The organism is Citrobacter sp. MGH105, assembly GCF_001037485.2.
GTDB lineage: Bacteria > Pseudomonadota > Gammaproteobacteria > Enterobacterales > Enterobacteriaceae > Citrobacter > Citrobacter portucalensis.
Map to the genome: position 1 here is coordinate 157403 of NZ_CP073049.1, position 17053 is coordinate 174455.

Here is a 17053-nt window from a genome sequence, read left to right on the forward strand (position 1 = left end):
GAATAGATTCATGTTAAAACTCGATAATGTACTTTCACAAATTTTCGTATTTTCCTTATTCGAAAGGTTTTTATTGATCTGTGTGAATCAAGTGCTTTGTTCAAGGTACTTGTTACCTGATACTAAAATTATTTTAAACGGGATTCTAGCCTTACCATTGTTCTGTTTACCGGAGACATTATTCGTGACTGACAAGACATCTATTTTAGTTCTTACGCCAATCCTGGAGCTTGCAGAAGAAGCCCATAAGTCCTTAAAAGAGAACCTTAAGGAAATTGGAACAAGTGACACAACCGGAACATGCATGTTCGCATGTATATTGGTTTGTAAATTTGCACGACTCAGAGGCATGGTCGCAAGTATACGCGGCGGGAATGGTACAGATAATGGAGGTCTTTTCAATGAGTATGGAGGACATGGCCACTACTGGTGTGAGCTGAGTGCTGGAGGAATGACTTTTTATATCGATATTGCTGCCGAGCAGTTTGGATACCCTTCTTTCATTGTCAAAAATGCCAATGACGTGTCGGACTTTCCGCGATATATCCCCGGCAACCAAGCTACAGTAGATGAACACGTGAGGCTTGCGTACACTGAAGGGATTCAATAGCCCTGCATTTTGTACCAGTTAATGTCAGTGCAATTCTTACTGTCCCATACAGTTTATGATGCCGCTGAACTTCCGCGCAAAGTTCCTCAAATGGATGAGCGGGATTGAAAATAAAGAGATTTAAAAGCGGGTAATTGAGTTATAAAGGAATGTTATTTATGCATTCTTGAACCAAATACACCGCTTCAGAATGGATCGCCGTAATCTTACATTGTAGGACTTTTCTTCCAGCTACCAATTTGTTCATGAATCTGTCTTTCAATTCTTTCCACGTGAGCATATAGCTCAGTGTAACCAGGCAGATTTTTGCCAATATCACCTTCCCACTGACGCGTTAGCAGGCTGACTTTATCTTTAAGCGTGGATAGCTGATTGAGTTGCTTTTTGGCAATCACAATCTCTTCCGAGTATAAATTTTTCTTAGCCATAACAGTACCATACTTCATAAAATTTAACTTAGGTAACGACGGCTATCTTTTAACACAATTCATCAGTATTGCAACATCTAAGTACATTTTAATCATATGCAAATTATGGATTGGCCAGTATCCAGCACTGTCCCCGTGATGTATTCATGTTAGCATATCTCCCGCTGCGCTTACTTACCTTTGGAAAGTTACTTTTTTCCGAAGCACCTGCTAATAAGATACCGTCATAGTGTTATGCATAAAGTTATATTTATTGTTCAGTATGATTTATTTATTTCCATACTGAACTTTTAGCTTAATGTTGCTCACTTAGCTTCGGGCTCTGATGACGTAACGCTTTACACCTTCAGGCGGTTCGGGCCAATCTGAATTTTCTCGGGACTGATAATTACGGTTTCTGTATTTGATAAATGCCTCAGCCTGCTCGATATTATCCAGCCTATACTGAAGGAATTTAAATGCGTCATGAGGCATATTCCCTGTAAGATCTTCAGCAGTATATGAATCACCCGTCACATCATACCAGTGACAAAGTACCACTTTCTTACCGTCTGCATCATAGATCGCGTTAAAATAATCACTCTCAAATTCATAGACATTGACGGGTTGATAACCGTCTCCGGGCTCCTGCCTTGTGACTTCATTAAAATTTGGTAGGCCATCATCATCCAGCAAATCCGGCGTCAGATAAACTTTATCATTCCGACTGACCATTGCCATGTGACATGCCCATTGATCATTCAGCATTGTCGGGAATTCCTTTAAATCACCGGCATGCCAGTTAACAATCTCTTCTGGCCGTTTGACAACAAACCGCTCCAGTTTCTTTGCCTTTCCTTCAAGCAACACAAACCTCAGACCTGAGTTTTTCTCTGCCATCGACAGGACCCTTGCTCGCGCTTTATCCGGGCATTCATACCAACTGGTATACAACTCCAGCAACAGCTCCCGTGTGTCATCATCCCCTGCCCGGGCATACATCCATTGCTCCGTTGAGCATGTCCCTAATGCAATTAGCTGTAATGAGTTTCGTGACTTAATCAAGCCAACCGGGAGGAACATATCCGGGGTTGTTACGTATTCCGCGCCAGAGTTGGAGTTGCATGCAATATAAGCATCTCCCCACATCTCAAAAAGATCGCTATATTCCTCATGTCCCGACTTGCCCATGGCCCCTTTCAGTAATTCCGCACCTTTTTCGCACATTTCAAATAGCTTTTGTTTTTCGGCCCACGAACTGAATACCGGTTTCATGGAGTACCATTTCCTAGACTGCTCCTCATCTTCCCAAAGGGTAATTTCGGATGCCGAACGCTCCGGCATAGAGACCCAGGATCTGCTGGTTTCCCGAATGTTTCGTTTTCCGGTTGCATAGACAACACGATGGACCCACGCATGAGCTTCAAGTCTGTTATCACACTCATAGGGTTTAGGCGCGATAAACGCGACGTAATTCCCTGACGAGTTGACCCCGGCCCGAAGCAGTTGCGATCCGGACGCAGTTACCTGCTCCTGAATGACCGATGCCATTTCGCTTGCACCCTGAGTGAGCCTGTAAAGTTGATTCAGCAGGGCCTGGCGCCCTTTTTCGAAACGCATTCCATCATCAAGCGAAACGCCACGGTTACCGGTCTTCCATGAAGCAATGCACTGATGAATCAGTTCATGAATGTTCACCGGCAGGCGCAACCCCGAATCCTGCATTGCAGTCAGCAGATATTGCCGGTGCGGCAATTCTCTTTCACGTTCCTGCTCCAGGAATTTGATTGCGGCCTTAAAAAATCGAATGTAAAAAAGGTGGTTACTCCGGAATTTGCGCTGCTGGATAAAACGGTTCAGTTCCTCCGGGCCCACTGCATCCAGGCACAGATATGCAAGCTCTGCTTCTCCCCGGCGCCACGGCCTGTAGCCAGAAACGTTTACCTTACAGTTAAACATCTTATCTGTTCTGTAGCGCTTCACCGCCACATCAACTGCCAGACTATCTCCCTGACGATACACAACCGCAGCAGAGACATTATTCTCTGGTTCAGCGATGAAGGAGTACCCTGAATAGCTGCTGTCCTCTTTGACGGCACCAGGTGCTGTTCTGGGGGTCATAAGCTCACGCCAGTTGCAGAGCAGCCGCGAGCCCGGTTGCATATAGGAGTTTTTTTCACTAATAAATTCATCGAGCGTCTGCGAGTCTGGTGATGCCAGCAGCCCTGTGCCGTCTTCATCGTGCAGAAAATGGAAGTACCGCTCCTGGAAGCTCAGATTCAGGAAATTAGCCTTTTCATGCTTGGGATAGAACTGACCAAAGAGAGCCAGCCGCTGGTCAAGACCAAACAGCATGATAAGCAGACGTCGGTAATGCAGAGCCATCAGGTCATGGGATTTGAGACGATCGGTATAGGCCACATCTTCAAATTTGATGGTGGTACCGTCAAACCCACGAAAGTGGCCCTGCTGCTCATCTTCAGACGGAAATAACCGTGATGCTCCAAGATGGCTTTCCACCGGGGAATAGATTTGTTTGATGTTTTGCCCGTTGCGGACCATCAGAAACACGATGCTGTTCTTTTCATTGTATTCTGAATTCGCCCAGGTATCACCATAGTCAATAAATCTGCGGGTGGTTACCATGACGAGTACACATCGCTCAGTCGGAAAAATTTGCTCCACCAGCCCAGGGTTATCTTTTAGCGCCTTGTGGAATGCGGAAAGACTCCTGAAATCAAAGTGTTCGTCGATGTCACACCAGGCTGAAAGTTCCTCATCCACTACGAGCTTCTTCTGACACAGCGTCAGCGGAATGCTGCTGTCAGCTGGCTCGCCTTCAGCAATATCGACTACCGTCACGTTTTTGCCGACGAATAATTCCAGCGTGAGAACACCGGCCTGAATTTTGTTAGCCTGCTCAATGCCCTCCTGCGTTCCGGCCAACTTGGCAGCGGCCAGCTCCGCATAATACGGATGCATTTTCTCCAGCGCCCGGGTAATAGCACCGGTACGCGACGTAATAATGTTAGCTACGGCACCGGCAATCTTCCCTTCCCGTTCCGCGACTTTCGCCATCAGAGAAACCTGAGCTTCGGAAATTCCCTGAGAAAGGGCATTCTGCACCGTACCCAGCGCCATGGTAACTGCGGCATCTTCTGCATTTCTGACGACCGGAAGCATTCTGTCGTCTGACTCGCCCCCCCTTTTACTGGCCTCTTCGTCTTCGATCCTTTTCATAGCCAGTTCCCGGAGATCTGAGGGATTTTTCAGTGTTTCGGTGAGACGCATTTGCAGGTCAGCAACCTCGTCCTGAATGCCTTTGAGCTCTGACTGACGGATCGATTCATGGTCGGGCTGATATTCAAACAAGGCGAGAAAATCGGCCGTCAGAAACCGATGTTCATTCAGTTTCTTGTCTTTCGTTGATTTTGAGCCGTTCTCAGCAACGACTTCAACGTTTACCCATTCCCCGTAGTGCCGAGGGTGGGCACGAAGGATGACGGTATGCAGATTGTCATCCACGTACCGCAACGAGTTGATGAGGAGTGTATCCCCGGCCGCAATCGCCTCTGCCGGAATATCGACGAGGGCGGACCAGTATTGCCCCGCCAGCAGAGAATGAAAACGTTCAAGGCGATCAATGTTAGTTTTGCTGACCAGGCCACCCATTCACTATACCCTCCGAATTTGTTTGTTATAAGCATCATACCAGATTGGATTGTCAGCCAAATAACCTGAAGTACGGGAAGAGGTAAAATAATTAAAATTGAGCCTGTCCAATTTATCAGTTTTGAACATGTGGATTAAACCTTCGTTAATTAAATCATCGGGGAATGACTTCATATATTACATAGGAAGGAGTTGAATAGCCCATTAAGTCATATATTTTAGAGACAGAAGCTTAACGGGCGAAATGTTTTTTTACAGTCAACCAACGTCAGATCATTTTTTGGACTGAACGATTTCCCAGTATCTCTCGTTAACACTGGTTTCACAGCGAGAAGGTATGTCAGACGGGGATCTTGATCGAGTAACAAATGCCTCGATTACATTTTTCCCTTCATCTGACACTTCGGCATCAGGTAATCTTCTAAGAGTCTCGTTTAGTATCTTAGTAGCCCCATCTCTCATCTTAACTGGATTAGTTTCTCCGAGAAGTTCACCACACATTTTTGAAACAGCTGTTGCGTGCCCAAAGACAGGTACTGGATCACTTTTTTTATTCTGTGTTTCGCTGGCATGAACAGAAAATACCAGTGAAAATATTCCTGCCAATACGATGCATTTAATTTTCATTTGTTTCTCCATGACTATCACCAAGTTAAAAACATAATTTTTATACCACAATATTTTCTCAACCATAAACAGCTATTTCTGGTTGTGGATCATAATTATTTCATCCCGGCGTTAAACTGACGCCGGGAACAGAATCCGGCCGGAATTTTCAAGGCATAGATAAATTGTTATCACGCCAATATTGATGCATGCCTGCAACCCATTGTTTCGAGATTGCCGACATCGTCTCTGCCAGGACACGCATACATTCAGGTGTGAATAACCGGACTGGCTCCCCCAAATCGTCACTCACAGTGATGATGTGCTCCAGGATGTTCCCGTGACATAAATTGTGACGAACCCTCACGATTTCCGCATAGGGCCTTTTCGGGGCACCTTCAGCAATCTTGGTCAGCAGATCCTGCTCCTCGGGAAACGCCAGCAGCGTCACCGGCATACCAGCCATGTGCGCCCTTCTCATTAGGGCATTACTGAGTGTGGCCATATCACTTAAATCCACCAGCGTTGCGGCTGGCTGCGAATGCGCCTGTGACTCCATCAGTTCAAGCGTCACCCTCAGTGAGGTTTCAATCCCGTTCAGGAAAGTTGTACAGGCAGCCAACCACAATTCAGCGTGAGTTGCCCGGGTAGCCTGGTCAAAAAAACAATCAATAACGGCTGTCGTGCTGTACGGCCAGTATGCTTCCAGGTCCCGTAACTGTGCCATGTGCTTCTCTAACGCCTCTGCAACCTCTACATCTACATCTACCGGATCGAAATCGTCGGTATCGATAGTCATAGGTAAATCCTGTTGTCAGTATCGTGAATGAAAATCCGCTGAACCATATCATACCCTTACATAAAATATGGCTTAGCGCCATTATATCTTTCCTAAATGCAGCGCCAGAGAGAACAGTTGCTAAACGCCAAATGAATCAGAACAACTGTTCCACGAACAGCCAGGTTGTGGGCCACAATTAGTTGACCACGGCATGGATAACAAGATGCAGTGTAAGACTGCGAGATCTTCATGGTCCAATCCAATTCTGACATGCTTTGAGTCACCCTCGTCAGATGATAAAATATGGAAAATTTATCTAATTCAAAAAGGGCTGCTTGTGGATAATTCATTTCGTGCAGAAATAAAGGTTCTTTCCGTTTTCGACTTTGATGGAACTCTTACCCGACATGACAGCTTTATCCCCTTTTTGCGCTTTGCCTTCGGTAACAGTGTCTTCACCCGCCGGTTGGTTAAACTCGCTCTTCCTACCCTGCGGTGTTTGAGTCGCAAACTAACTCGTGATGAACTCAAAGAAATTTTAATATCAACGTTTCTCACTGGTATCGAGGAAAAGTGGGTCAAGGAGAAAGCTGAAGCCTATTGCAACCTTTATTGGGGGCGTCTGATGAGAGCATCAGGCCTATTGGCCGTGGCAACGGAAGTTTCTAACAATGTTGAGGTGACACTCTGCTCAGCCTCACCGAGGCTTGTACTTGCTCCGTTTGCTGAACGACTGGGGATCAAGCTCATCGGTACAGAGCTGGAAAGCGTTAATGGTATCCTGACCGGGCGCATTACAGGGCACAATTGTCGTTGCATACAGAAAATTAACCGGCTGGAGTCTATTTACGGACCATTAGATCAGTATCATCTTCGAGCCTGGGGGGACACTCGGGGCGATTATGAATTGCTGGCAGCCGCCAAAGATGCCCACTGGCGGCACTTCCATCCTCGTTGGGACAGAAAAAAAGCTTTTATACACCGCTTAAAAAAGGAGTCGTTCAGGGTCTAAAATCGCACAACATGAACGTTTTAAATAATATACCGGGGCTAGCTTTCACAGTTGTCCATGACCAGTGTTTGGCCGTTGATACCTTTAAGACCCAGCTGGCTGGGTCTCTCGCCAGAGCCCTCTAATTAAGCTTTATCAGGAAGCAAGCTAAAGGATATTTAACCTTTTTGTTTCATCTATCCACGGTCTAAATTCTTCCAGTAAGTTATCGTATAATTTTTCATCGCTGATAGAGCCGAAGTCATCCATTGCAAAGAAATGGGTGTTATCAACGCGGCGGTCTGTAAAATCATCCAGGTTTTTCAGGATTCCGTAGCTAGATCCACCGAGGCCGACAAATTTCCAGAAGATCGGGAAGTTGGCTGAGCGCCGGATAGCATTCTTAATTGCTCCGGTCTTGCTTATCCCGCCATCGGTAATAAACACTATGTAAACCGGGATTTTTGAGTCTTTGAAGTAGTCGACAATTTCTTCCATTACCGGTGGTTCATTGTTAGTCCCACCAAGCCCCGGCAAATTTTCCCAGGCTGAACGCTTTCCGGATCCACGAATGGTCTGAATGTAATCGTCAAGGTTATCCAGAGTGACATTTGGATACTTCTTATGCTTCTCTCCAAAGCCCCAGACATCCATTTCGCCATCGTCATCGAACTGGGCGGCAAGGACGGCGATGCGATCCAGCACGGACTGAACGTTACCCTTACTGAACTGGCCACTCATTGAGCCGGACGCGTCAAGAACAAACGCAACTGCTGCCTCCAGGGTTTCCAGTTTATTTTTAGTGAGGCTGACTGAGGCCTTTTTAGCGAGACTTATAAGTCGCGGAGATTTTGTTTCGAGCTTCTTTTCCAGACTGATACGAGCAGGTTGTGCTGGCTGCGGAGCTGTCTGTGCAACATCAACACCATAACTCATCGCCAGGGGCTCAAGCCCACCGTTGAAACCGAGGCCAAGCGCCCGTAGCTTCCAACTGCCGTTATGGCGATACACCTCCGCCACGATAATAGCTTTCTCGCTGCGCCCTGCTGTTTCGGGATCAAACGATGCAATACCGGAGGCCTGCAAATTCAGATTCTGCAAGCCTGTAATAGTATCGCTTCCGTCTATCACGAGGGTTATGGCGATTTTCTGAACAGCCGAGGAAACGCGGTTAAGATCAATATGTACGCTTGATTGCTGCGTCCCTGCCGTCAGTTTTAAAGCCCCCTCCGGTGAACTCAGGTTATTGAAAAAGATGAAATCGTTATCACCGCTCACCTTACCTTGTGCGTTGAGCATGAAAACGCAGGTGTCGGGTTCGCCGTTAAAACCGGGACGTACCGGGTATCGCAAATTAAGAGTGACTGATGATGAAGATAGAAGGATATTTTGACCTGACTGTAATTGCATGACTCTGTTCCTTGTTTAGTAACCGTAGTCTCTGCCACCCTTTACCCGGGTTCTGGCCTGAAGTGCTGAAATACACTCATCGCGCTTTTGCTTGTTCGAAAAGTTGATGCGTCGGGATCCGAAATCACCATGGATATAGAAGTTGACACCTTTCTCGCGTGTGATATTCGATATTTTTCGAATCTCAATGCTGTCTTGCTCACCCATCCTGCTCAGAAACTTGAGACGAAGCCAGTCACCCAATCCCATATTGCCTAAATCTGCTGGAAGAATTATCGTTCTGTCATTGTCGTTAAAAATTATACCGAAATATTCTATGGCGATGCGTTCCGCCATTTTTTTCATTGGCCAGATCATTACAAGTGGATAGAGAACGAACATAACTCTTGCTATATAATGTGATATTTCTGGCGATACAAATTTGACGGGAAGCGCACTGAGTTGCAGAACGAGCACTGCTGAAACCACAATAACTGCGATAGAGGCACTTAACGTTTTAAAAATGACGCCAATATCATATACACGTTGAATGTTGGGGATAGCTGAATATTTTCTTTTTAGCTTTCGGTAGAAAAACATCCCGAATATCAGAAACGGCAGGAACACAAAAAAAGCCACAATAAAAAGTAGTATTACTGCTGAACCATCATCTTTTTTCTTTGCCATGTGCTAACACCTATAAAAAACCCCGGTGACAGCACCGGGGTTGAGTTTATTTTTATTATTAAATATTCACGCCGTGCTGGGTTGCCAGTGCAGATAACCCGCCAGCAAAGCCCTGGCCGACAGCTTTAAACTTCCATTCAGCGCCATGGCGGTACAGTTCGCCAAAGACCATTGCAGTTTCGGTTGAGGCGTCTTCAGACAGATCGAAACGAGCAATTTCCGCGCCGTTGTCGTTGTTGTACACGCGCATGAAGCTGTTGCTCACCATGCCGAAGTTTTGTTTACGCGCTTCTGCATCATAGATGGTAACGGCAAACACCAGTTTTTTGATGTCTGCTGAGACTTTGGTCAGATCGATTTTGACCTGCTCATCGTCGCCGTCGCCTTCACCGGTACGGTTGTCACCCTGGTGCTCTACCGCGCCATCAGGACTGGTTTTGTTATTGAAGAAAATGAAATGGGCATCTGACAGCACTTTACCGTCTTCGCCTACTGCAAATACGGAAGCGTCCAGGTCAAAACCCTGACCGTCGGTTACACGGGCATCCCAGCCCAGGCCAACCATAGCGACATTCATGGTTGGTGCTTCTTTGGTCAGAGATACGTTGCCGCCTTTTACGAGAGAAACTGCCATTTTAAGCTCCTGCAAACAGTTGAATTAGGGCTGAATAAACAGCCCCGGATAAGAAAAGTAACTTTTCGATCAGGACGCGTTAATACCGTACTGAGCACATACAGATGCCAGACCACCAGCATAACCCTGGCCTACTGCGCGGAATTTCCACTCACCATTGTGACGATACAGCTCGCCAAACAGCATGGCGGTTTCAGTGGACGCATCTTCGGTCAGATCGTAGCGAGCAACTTCAGTCTGGTTATCGTCATTTACCAGGCGAATAAACGCACCGGATACCTGACCAAAGCTCTGGCGACGAGCCTGAGCATCGTGGATAGTCACAACGAAAATGATCTTGTCAACTTCAGACGGGACGGCGTCCAGTTTAATTTTCAGCGATTCATCATCACCATCGCCCTCACCGGTGCGATTATCGCCGGTGTGCGTTACGGAACCGTCCGATGACGTCAGGTTGTTATAGAAGATGAAATCTGAATCGCCGCGCACTTTGCCATTTGCGGCCAGCAGGAAAGCTGAAGCATCCAGGTCAAAGTCCTGACCGTCTGTTGAACGCGCATCCCAGCCAAGGCCCACCAGGACGTTTTTCATTGACGGAGCTGCTTTACTCAGGGAGACGTTCCCGCCTTTGGAAAGAGAAACACTCATAAAATAACCTCTTCGATTAGTAATTGTTCAGGTTAACACTTCAGGGGATCAGCTCCCCTTTTCCTCAGATTCAGGTTTGCCCGGGAACATGACGCTTGCGAGAATGCCCAGCGCCAGAACACCCAGTACAACATACAGGCTGGTTGTGGCCGCGATGCTGTAACCATGATGCCAAATGTGATCGGTCGCATTCAGGCCCAGTTTTGCCGCGATGAAGAACAGCAGCACGATAACGGCCTTCTCCAGATGAACCAGGTACTGTTTCAGTGCTTCAAGGACAAAGTACAGAGTACGCAGGCCCAGGATAGCAAACATCATGGCACTATAGACGATAAGCGGTTCACGACTGACGGCAATGATTGCCGGTACCGAGTCAAACGCAAACATAACATCCGATAGTTCAACCACGGCCACACACAGGAACAGAGGGGTCGCATACAGCGCCGCCTTTTTACCACGGCCAATGGTGACATCGCTGTTTTCTGGTTTCGCCAGTTCGGCATCCACTTCCTTCTGGTTAAGCAGGAAAGCATGACCTCTGAGCTTCGGCCAGATAGGGAAGAAGCGTTTAACCATGCGGTAAGCCAGATGCTGGGAATAATCCTCAATTTCATCATCGTCATCACCGCTTTTAAGCATCATGACCGCCGTCCAGGCGACGATGATAGCGAAGACAACTTCAACATACGGCCCCAGACTCAGCAGGCTCGTACCGATGGCGACAAAGATGCCCCTGAAGACGATGGCACCAATGATCCCCCAGTAGAGAACACGGTGGCGGTAACGATCAGGAACGGCGAACCAGGAGAAGATGGCCATCATGACAAACAGGTTGTCGACCGACAGCACTTTCTCCAGCGCATAACCCGTTACAAACAGGCTGGCAACCTCAGCACCGTGGTGGATGTAGAGGAAACCGGCAAATGCCATCGCAACCACAACCCAGAATACGGACCAGAGCGCCGCACTCTTCAGGGAAATGGGCTTGTCATCACGGTGCATAAACAGGTCAATAAAGATGGCACCGACTGAAAGCGCAATGAAAACAATGACCGTTTCAGTCGGGAAGCCGATGTGTGTGGAAACCATATTTTACCCTTAGGGATGTGGATCAGAGGCCAAATTCAGCCGGGTCGAAGCCCAACGCGATAGCGATCTCGCGGGAGGCCAGTTTCTCGTCCTGATCGAAGTTACCGTCACTTTTCGCAACGGCAATACCAACACGTAAGGCCAGCTGAGCGGCCTCAGGCTGATCTTTCAGCGCCAGGATGTATTTCATGGTTTCGCCCTTGCCGATTTCAACATCGAAATCGAAGCTTGAAACCAGTTTATTGAAGAACTCGATCACCTCATTGGTATCGAAGACCTTCAGCTCTTCTGAAGACCGAAGAAAGCCCATCATTTTCTGCTTTTCTTCCGAACTCACGCCGTCACTCGATACGGCAATACGGGCACATACAGCAACGGTGCCGTGCATAAATTTTTTGTTTTTGAAACGACCAACCTGGCGGGTCAGTTCGTCCCGGCCAGAGTTTATGGCACCTTTTACCTTGTCGAAAAAGCTCATACCTGTTTCCTTTGTTGCTGTGTTATTTAGAACCGGCGCTCCAGCGAAATCCCCAGCCAAATGCCCGGTCCATTTCGTCCTGGCCTTTGAAGTACTGGTTGATACGCTCGACTTTAATCGCGCCGTTTTCATTTACGAGTCTGGCAATGGCGCACAATGTGCGACGGTTTTCACCTTCGGTGAGGCGGGTCTCAATGGGAGGCTGATCCGGCACATGAATGGTGACCACACCATCAGTCTTGTCCCAGCTGGGAATACCTTCATAAATAAAGGCGTAAATCAGCACTTCACGGATATGCTTCCATTCCCGGCCATTGATATGCAGCCACTCGCCGTCTGATACATCACCCGTCCGGTCATCGCCCTTGAGCTGAACATAAGGCTCATCGCGATAATTACCGAATGCATTACCCAGCGCCTGAATGACCGATTTATACCCGTCCTGAAGCTCAACAAATGCCCCAAGATCCAGGTCGATTCCTTTGGAGCCGAACATGCCTGCGAAACCCGATTTGCCGCTGCCCCGGTGCCAGTTCAGGTTGATCCGGATTTCACCGAAGTTATCCCGTTTGGTCAGGCTGATTGCTGGCTTCTCTTTTGTCAGAGATACCTTACTCAGGCTGATTTTTGTCTCAGCTGGCGGAGGGGTTGCAACCGGAGGGGTCGGGGCGGCGGGAGCAGGTTCGTCGGCAATATTTACGCCGAAATGCTCTGCCAGCGGTTTAAGACCACCGTTGAACCCCTGTGCAACGAAGCGGAATTTCCAGTCATTATTACGACGGTAAAACTCACCCAGAATTAAGGCTGCTTCCTGACGGCCGCTCAGTTCGACAATGCCGCTAACCAGGCCGGTAGCCCCCTGCTCCACGTCGATGGAAAGATTACGAAGACCGGACACCGTCTGCCCACCGTCACAGGTCACTGTGAACGCAATTTTCTGGACATCAGATTTCAGCCGGTTGAGCGCGACAGTAAAAGTTGAGTACTGGCCTTCACTGACCAGGCTGACGGTACCATCATCGTTGCGTGGCTGACCATAGAACACCATGTCCGCATCACCCTGCACCTTCCCGTCGGCATACAGGCGAAACGCCGAAGCATCCACCTGACCGCCCGAGGTGATCCGGACCCGCAACTCCTGGGCTGGAACGGGGGCATTGCCCCCCGGCGTCAGGTTCATTAGCGAATAACCGCTGAAACGATATCGGAGTGCATATCGTCAATTGTGCGGCCGCGACAGGCATGGCCAAGGGCGGTAAAGTCCCAGTTGCCGTTATTACGACGCAGCGAAGAAATAACGATCCCGGTATGTGAGCCCTGCTCAGTCAGCTTGTAGCGAGCCAGCTCTTTGCCGGTTTGATCGACCACGCGGCAGAATGCGTTTTCGACGTCATTGAACGACTGACCACGGAAGCTGTTAACCGTAAACGCCAGGTATTCAACGTTTGCAGGCAGACGGGAGAGGTTGACCTTAATCACTTCATCGTCGCCGTCACCCTCACCGGTCAGGTTATCGCCACTGTGCACAACAGCTTTGCAGGTGGATTCCAGTTTGCGGAACCAGATGGTGTCAATTGTTTTACCAGTGCTGTCCATTAATACGCAGCCAGCATCGAGATCGATTGAGTCGTTGCCACCTAACAGTCCGCCAAGAAAACCTTTTTTCTTAATCGGATCCCAACCGAGGCCGAATTGAAGCTGGCTTAATGCTGAAGATTCTTTGCTGAGTGATACCGTCTGGTTCTTACTTAATGAAACCATGTTTTATTCCTTAAAATGGTAATGACCGAGACAATCAAAGGGTTGTTTATTAACTGACGAAGAAAATCATATCATGATGAAGTTCTCTGACAAGGGAAATTTTGGTAGTTTTCTGTAAAAACACAAAATGAAATCCTTTTTAGGATGTCCTTATCTCTAGACTTGTATTAAATATCAATACTTTAACAGGGAACACAAAAACACTGGCACACTCCATAACCTCAGGAGTTATTAATCATATTATGATTGACATGTTGCGTAGACACTCATAGACTCACTTCTCAATCATAAATTTGCATGGCGTTCCGGATAATTAAAAAAAATGAACAAAAAAATTTGGTTTATGGAAGGTTTGTCCTCCCAGCGAGATATTATTCAGGGGGTAAAATCATTTGCACAAAAAAATAATTTTGCCATTACCGTTTTTGCCTCCCACCGTAACGAAAGAAATGAAATCCTTTCCGTTGCCGATTATTCTTTGACTGAACCTGAAGATCCTCAAAAACGTCTCCAGTTTATTCAGGAAACCATTCAGACCTACGGCATCCACCATATTCATACTGGCCGTAACAGCCAGTGGTTTGAAGAACACCGTTCAGCCATTGAATCGACCGGTGCCACCCTTACTACCGGTGCAACGGGCGTCGACTGGTTAACTCTGGCTGACGAAAAAGTTACTTTTGCTCAGTTTATGGAGCAAAAGGGTCTCCCGGTCGTACCATCCTGGCGGGTGAATACGCTGGCAGAATTAAAGACACACCTCGCGGCCCCGCCGTTCACTGACAGCCCGGTATGCGTGAAGCCGGTGACGGGTATCTATGGCATGGGATTCTGGCGCTTTGATGACAGTGCTTCGCCTATGGCCGTCTTTAATCATCCCGAACATCGTCTGGTCAGTCCGCAACAGTATATTGCAGCAGCATCAGCTGCTGAGTCGTTTAAACCCCTTGTTTTGATGCCGTACCTGCCAGGCCCGGAATTTTCCGTCGATATCCTCGCGGATAAGGGCGAAATACTCGCAGCCGTGGGACGCCGTAAGGAAGGGGCTATCCAGTATCTGGTAAACGAAGGAAGCGCCTGGGAACTGGCGTGTGACTGCGCCCGTGTTATGAAGGCCGACGGGCTGGTGAATGTTCAGACGCGAAACGATGTGAATGGCAACCCGGTGCTGCTTGAAACCAACATGCGTCCGTCAGGGGGGGTGGGTTATACCCTTCACAGCGGGGTGAACCTTCCTGGGTTATTTGCTGCCTTTAAGCTCGGTCTGATGTCTGAAGATATGGTGCGCCAGAGCGCTAAAAACACCTTTTCTCCGGTTGCGGTGAGATCCATTACGGATGTAATTGCATACCCGGAATCACTCTCTAACCTTCTGAATTAAGGCGTATTTATGTCTGACATCCTCGAAGATATGATTTATCGCCGTACCCTCTCATGCGGTACGATTCAGGTAACCCGCGACCAGGGTGAAGTTTCGCTCGATGACCTGTTTGATATCGCTGAAAGACGTAACCCGAAACGCGCCTTTCTGTTTGTCAGCAAAGTACTCGGCAGACACATTCCCGTGCCACCCTCAGTCATGCGGCAGGCCTATAGACAGCTTGCCAGCCAGTTCCCCGCAACGCTGACAGGGCCCGTACTCTTTATCGGTATGGCTGAAACCGCCGTTGGGCTTGGGGCCGGTGTGTTTGATGAAGTGCGCCACCAGCATCGTGAATCTGTATATCTGACCTCTACCCGTCACCCGGTTGATGGCACGTTGCTTTGCGAGTTCAAGGAAGAACACAGCCACGCCACTGATCATCTGATCTATCTGCCAGATGATGAAGAGAAAAGACGTCGTGTTACCAACGCGCGAACGCTGGTTTTGATTGATGACGAGGCAACCACCGGTAATACCTTTATTAACCTGCTTTCTGCCCTGCGTAATACCGGCAAGCTTCAACATATTGAACAGGTTATCGCCGTTACGCTTACCGACTGGAGTGGCAAAGCCTTGTCCGAGCGCAGCACCTTACCCGTCACTTCTGTTTCTCTTGTAAGCGGTCAGTGGGGATGGACCACATTACCAGATGCACCGGTCCCGGACATGCCGAAAGTCAACGTAACTTCACGCGGAGAATGGGACATCCAGGGGAAACAGTCATGGGGTCGACTGGGGATGCTCGCACCTGCGGCCGATCTCGGCCATGAGGTTTCCGTCCGCAAAGGGGAGCGTGTTCTGGTTCTCGGGACAGGGGAATTCGTCTGGGAGCCGTTCCTGCTTGCAGAACGGCTCGAAGCTGCCGGGGCAAAGGCATTTTACGGTTCGACCACCCGCTCCCCTATCGCCGTTGGTTATGCCATTGAGTCCGCCATTTCCTTTACGGATAACTACGGGCTGGGCATCCCCAATTTTGTCTATAACGTCGCCCACCAGCAGTTTGACCGCATTCTTGTGTGTACTGAGACACCCGCAGAAAGTATTGACGCGCAGCTTCTTAAGGCGCTGGCTGAGGTTGCGCCCGTCGTGGAGATTGTTACCTATGAATAAACCCGTTGTTCTGAGCGACCTTGACGACACGCTCTTTCAGACCCGTCGTAAAATGGTAGACGAGCTGGCCCTGGAGCCATTTCGTACCGGTGCCGTTGATCGCACCCTGAATCCACGAAGTTTTATGACAGAAGAACAGTCCATGCTGGTGGACTGGCTCCTTGAGCAGGCTGAACTCATTCCTGTTACCGCTCGGGGAACTGAAGAAATCAGCCGCGTCAGGATCCCTTTCCGCTCCTGGGCAATCACCACGCATGGGGCCGTCATTCTAACGCCAGAGGGAACGCCCGACGAGGAATGGAAGGCCCTTATGCTCGACCAGTTAGCGCCCTACCAGGAAAGGTTAGAGTCTATGCAACGTCTGATCACTGAAATGATGGACGCAAAGGGGATCAAGGCCTGGGCAAGGCTTAACTATGAATATGATGAAACTCCGGTTTATATGGTGATGAAACACCGGGACAGCACACGCCTCGATGAGCTCACTGCTATTGCTGATGAAATTGAAAAGGTGTTCTCAACGGAAGGTTTCTACATCCATCGAAACAGTAATAACGTAGCCTGGCTCCCCACGCCGGTTGAGAAGGGGCGAGCTGTCAGTTGGCTGCTCGAAAAGCTTCGCGCTGAGCGCGGGGTTTTCCCCGTAATAGGTCTGGGTGACAGCCTGAGCGATCACCGTTTTATGAAACTGTGCAGCTGGTTTGGCATTCCGCGACAGAGTCAGTTTGCAGAGGCCATTTCACAGCGAATTTTTGGAGAAGAATAAA

At 48.4% G+C, this 17053-nt stretch carries 17 protein-coding genes; 5 read left to right on the forward strand and 12 right to left on the reverse strand.

Annotated features, from left to right (window positions below; all coding sequences use genetic code 11):
* The first annotated feature begins 10 nt into the window (after positions 1–10).
* A complete protein-coding gene (locus SK35_RS25130) occupies positions 11–610 on the forward strand; it encodes a hypothetical protein (protein ID WP_015062969.1) in 600 nt (199 codons plus the stop codon).
* Between the two features lie 206 nt (positions 611–816).
* Here SK35_RS25130 and SK35_RS25135 read toward each other — a convergent pair whose 3' ends face one another.
* The 4 genes from SK35_RS25135 to SK35_RS25150 all read right to left on the reverse strand — a co-directional run bounded on the left by SK35_RS25135 (position 817) and on the right by SK35_RS25150 (position 6094).
* Entirely contained in the window at positions 817–1038 is a 222-nt protein-coding gene (locus SK35_RS25135; RefSeq protein WP_032610446.1) for a hypothetical protein, read from the reverse strand.
* 309 nt (positions 1039–1347) lie between these two features.
* Positions 1348–4689: a hypothetical protein gene (locus SK35_RS25140; RefSeq protein WP_032610447.1), complete on the reverse strand. Its 3342-nt coding sequence runs from the start codon at positions 4687–4689 to the stop codon at positions 1348–1350.
* A 273-nt stretch (positions 4690–4962) separates the two neighbouring features.
* Complete coding sequence (locus tag SK35_RS25145; RefSeq protein WP_015062971.1) at positions 4963–5382, reverse strand: hypothetical protein; 420 nt, start codon at positions 5380–5382, stop codon at positions 4963–4965.
* Positions 5383–5464: 82 nt separating this feature from the next.
* Positions 5465–6094, reverse strand: coding sequence for a hypothetical protein (locus tag SK35_RS25150; RefSeq protein ID WP_032610449.1), 630 nt, complete (start codon positions 6092–6094; stop codon positions 5465–5467).
* Between the two features lie 313 nt (positions 6095–6407).
* Here SK35_RS25150 and SK35_RS25155 point away from each other — a divergent pair, with 313 nt between their 5' ends.
* On the forward strand, positions 6408–7088 hold the full coding sequence (locus SK35_RS25155; RefSeq protein ID WP_032610522.1) for an HAD family hydrolase: 681 nt from the start codon (positions 6408–6410) through the stop codon (positions 7086–7088).
* A gap of 147 nt (positions 7089–7235) precedes the next feature.
* On the opposite strand, the gene SK35_RS25160 is transcribed toward SK35_RS25155, so the two are convergent.
* The 8 genes from SK35_RS25160 to SK35_RS25195 all read right to left on the reverse strand — a co-directional run bounded on the left by SK35_RS25160 (position 7236) and on the right by SK35_RS25195 (position 13753).
* Positions 7236–8477, reverse strand: coding sequence for a vWA domain-containing protein (locus tag SK35_RS25160; RefSeq protein ID WP_032610451.1), 1242 nt, complete (start codon positions 8475–8477; stop codon positions 7236–7238).
* A gap of 15 nt (positions 8478–8492) precedes the next feature.
* Positions 8493–9143: a hypothetical protein gene (locus SK35_RS25165; protein ID WP_032610453.1), complete on the reverse strand. Its 651-nt coding sequence runs from the start codon at positions 9141–9143 to the stop codon at positions 8493–8495.
* A gap of 58 nt (positions 9144–9201) precedes the next feature.
* Positions 9202–9777 (reverse strand): TerD family protein, encoded by a 576-nt coding sequence (locus SK35_RS25170; protein WP_015062975.1) that lies wholly within the window; start codon positions 9775–9777, stop codon positions 9202–9204.
* 69 nt (positions 9778–9846) lie between these two features.
* Complete coding sequence (gene terD / locus SK35_RS25175) at positions 9847–10425, reverse strand: tellurium resistance membrane protein TerD (RefSeq protein WP_015062976.1); 579 nt, start codon at positions 10423–10425, stop codon at positions 9847–9849.
* 48 nt (positions 10426–10473) lie between these two features.
* Positions 10474–11514 carry a tellurium resistance membrane protein TerC gene (gene terC / locus SK35_RS25180; RefSeq protein WP_000255079.1) on the reverse strand — a complete coding sequence of 347 codons (1041 nt, stop codon included), beginning with the start codon at positions 11512–11514 and terminating at the stop codon, positions 10474–10476.
* A gap of 22 nt (positions 11515–11536) precedes the next feature.
* Positions 11537–11992 (reverse strand): tellurite resistance TerB family protein, encoded by a 456-nt coding sequence (locus SK35_RS25185; protein WP_000007448.1) that lies wholly within the window; start codon positions 11990–11992, stop codon positions 11537–11539.
* Positions 11993–12014: 22 nt separating this feature from the next.
* Complete coding sequence (locus tag SK35_RS25190) at positions 12015–13172, reverse strand: TerD family protein (RefSeq protein ID WP_015062978.1); 1158 nt, start codon at positions 13170–13172, stop codon at positions 12015–12017.
* Positions 13172–13753, reverse strand: a complete 582-nt coding sequence (locus SK35_RS25195) for a TerD family protein (RefSeq protein WP_015062979.1) — start codon at positions 13751–13753, stop codon at positions 13172–13174. The genes SK35_RS25190 and SK35_RS25195 overlap by 1 nt, the downstream gene beginning before the upstream one ends.
* 322 nt (positions 13754–14075) lie before the next feature.
* Between SK35_RS25195 and SK35_RS25200 the strand changes: the two genes are divergently transcribed.
* From SK35_RS25200 to SK35_RS25210, 3 genes are read left to right on the forward strand one after another with little or no spacing between them, the layout of a single operon-like run.
* Entirely contained in the window at positions 14076–15134 is a 1059-nt protein-coding gene (locus tag SK35_RS25200) for an ATP-grasp domain-containing protein (protein WP_015062980.1), read from the forward strand.
* 9 nt (positions 15135–15143) lie between these two features.
* Positions 15144–16286, forward strand: a complete 1143-nt coding sequence (locus SK35_RS25205) for a phosphoribosyltransferase domain-containing protein (RefSeq protein WP_032610455.1) — start codon at positions 15144–15146, stop codon at positions 16284–16286.
* The gene (locus SK35_RS25210; protein ID WP_032610456.1) at positions 16279–17052 is read left to right on the forward strand and encodes a hypothetical protein; all 774 of its coding nucleotides are present in this window, start codon (positions 16279–16281) and stop codon (positions 17050–17052) included. Before SK35_RS25205 ends, SK35_RS25210 begins: the two co-directional genes overlap by 8 nt.
* Position 17053: the final 1 nt, after the last annotated feature.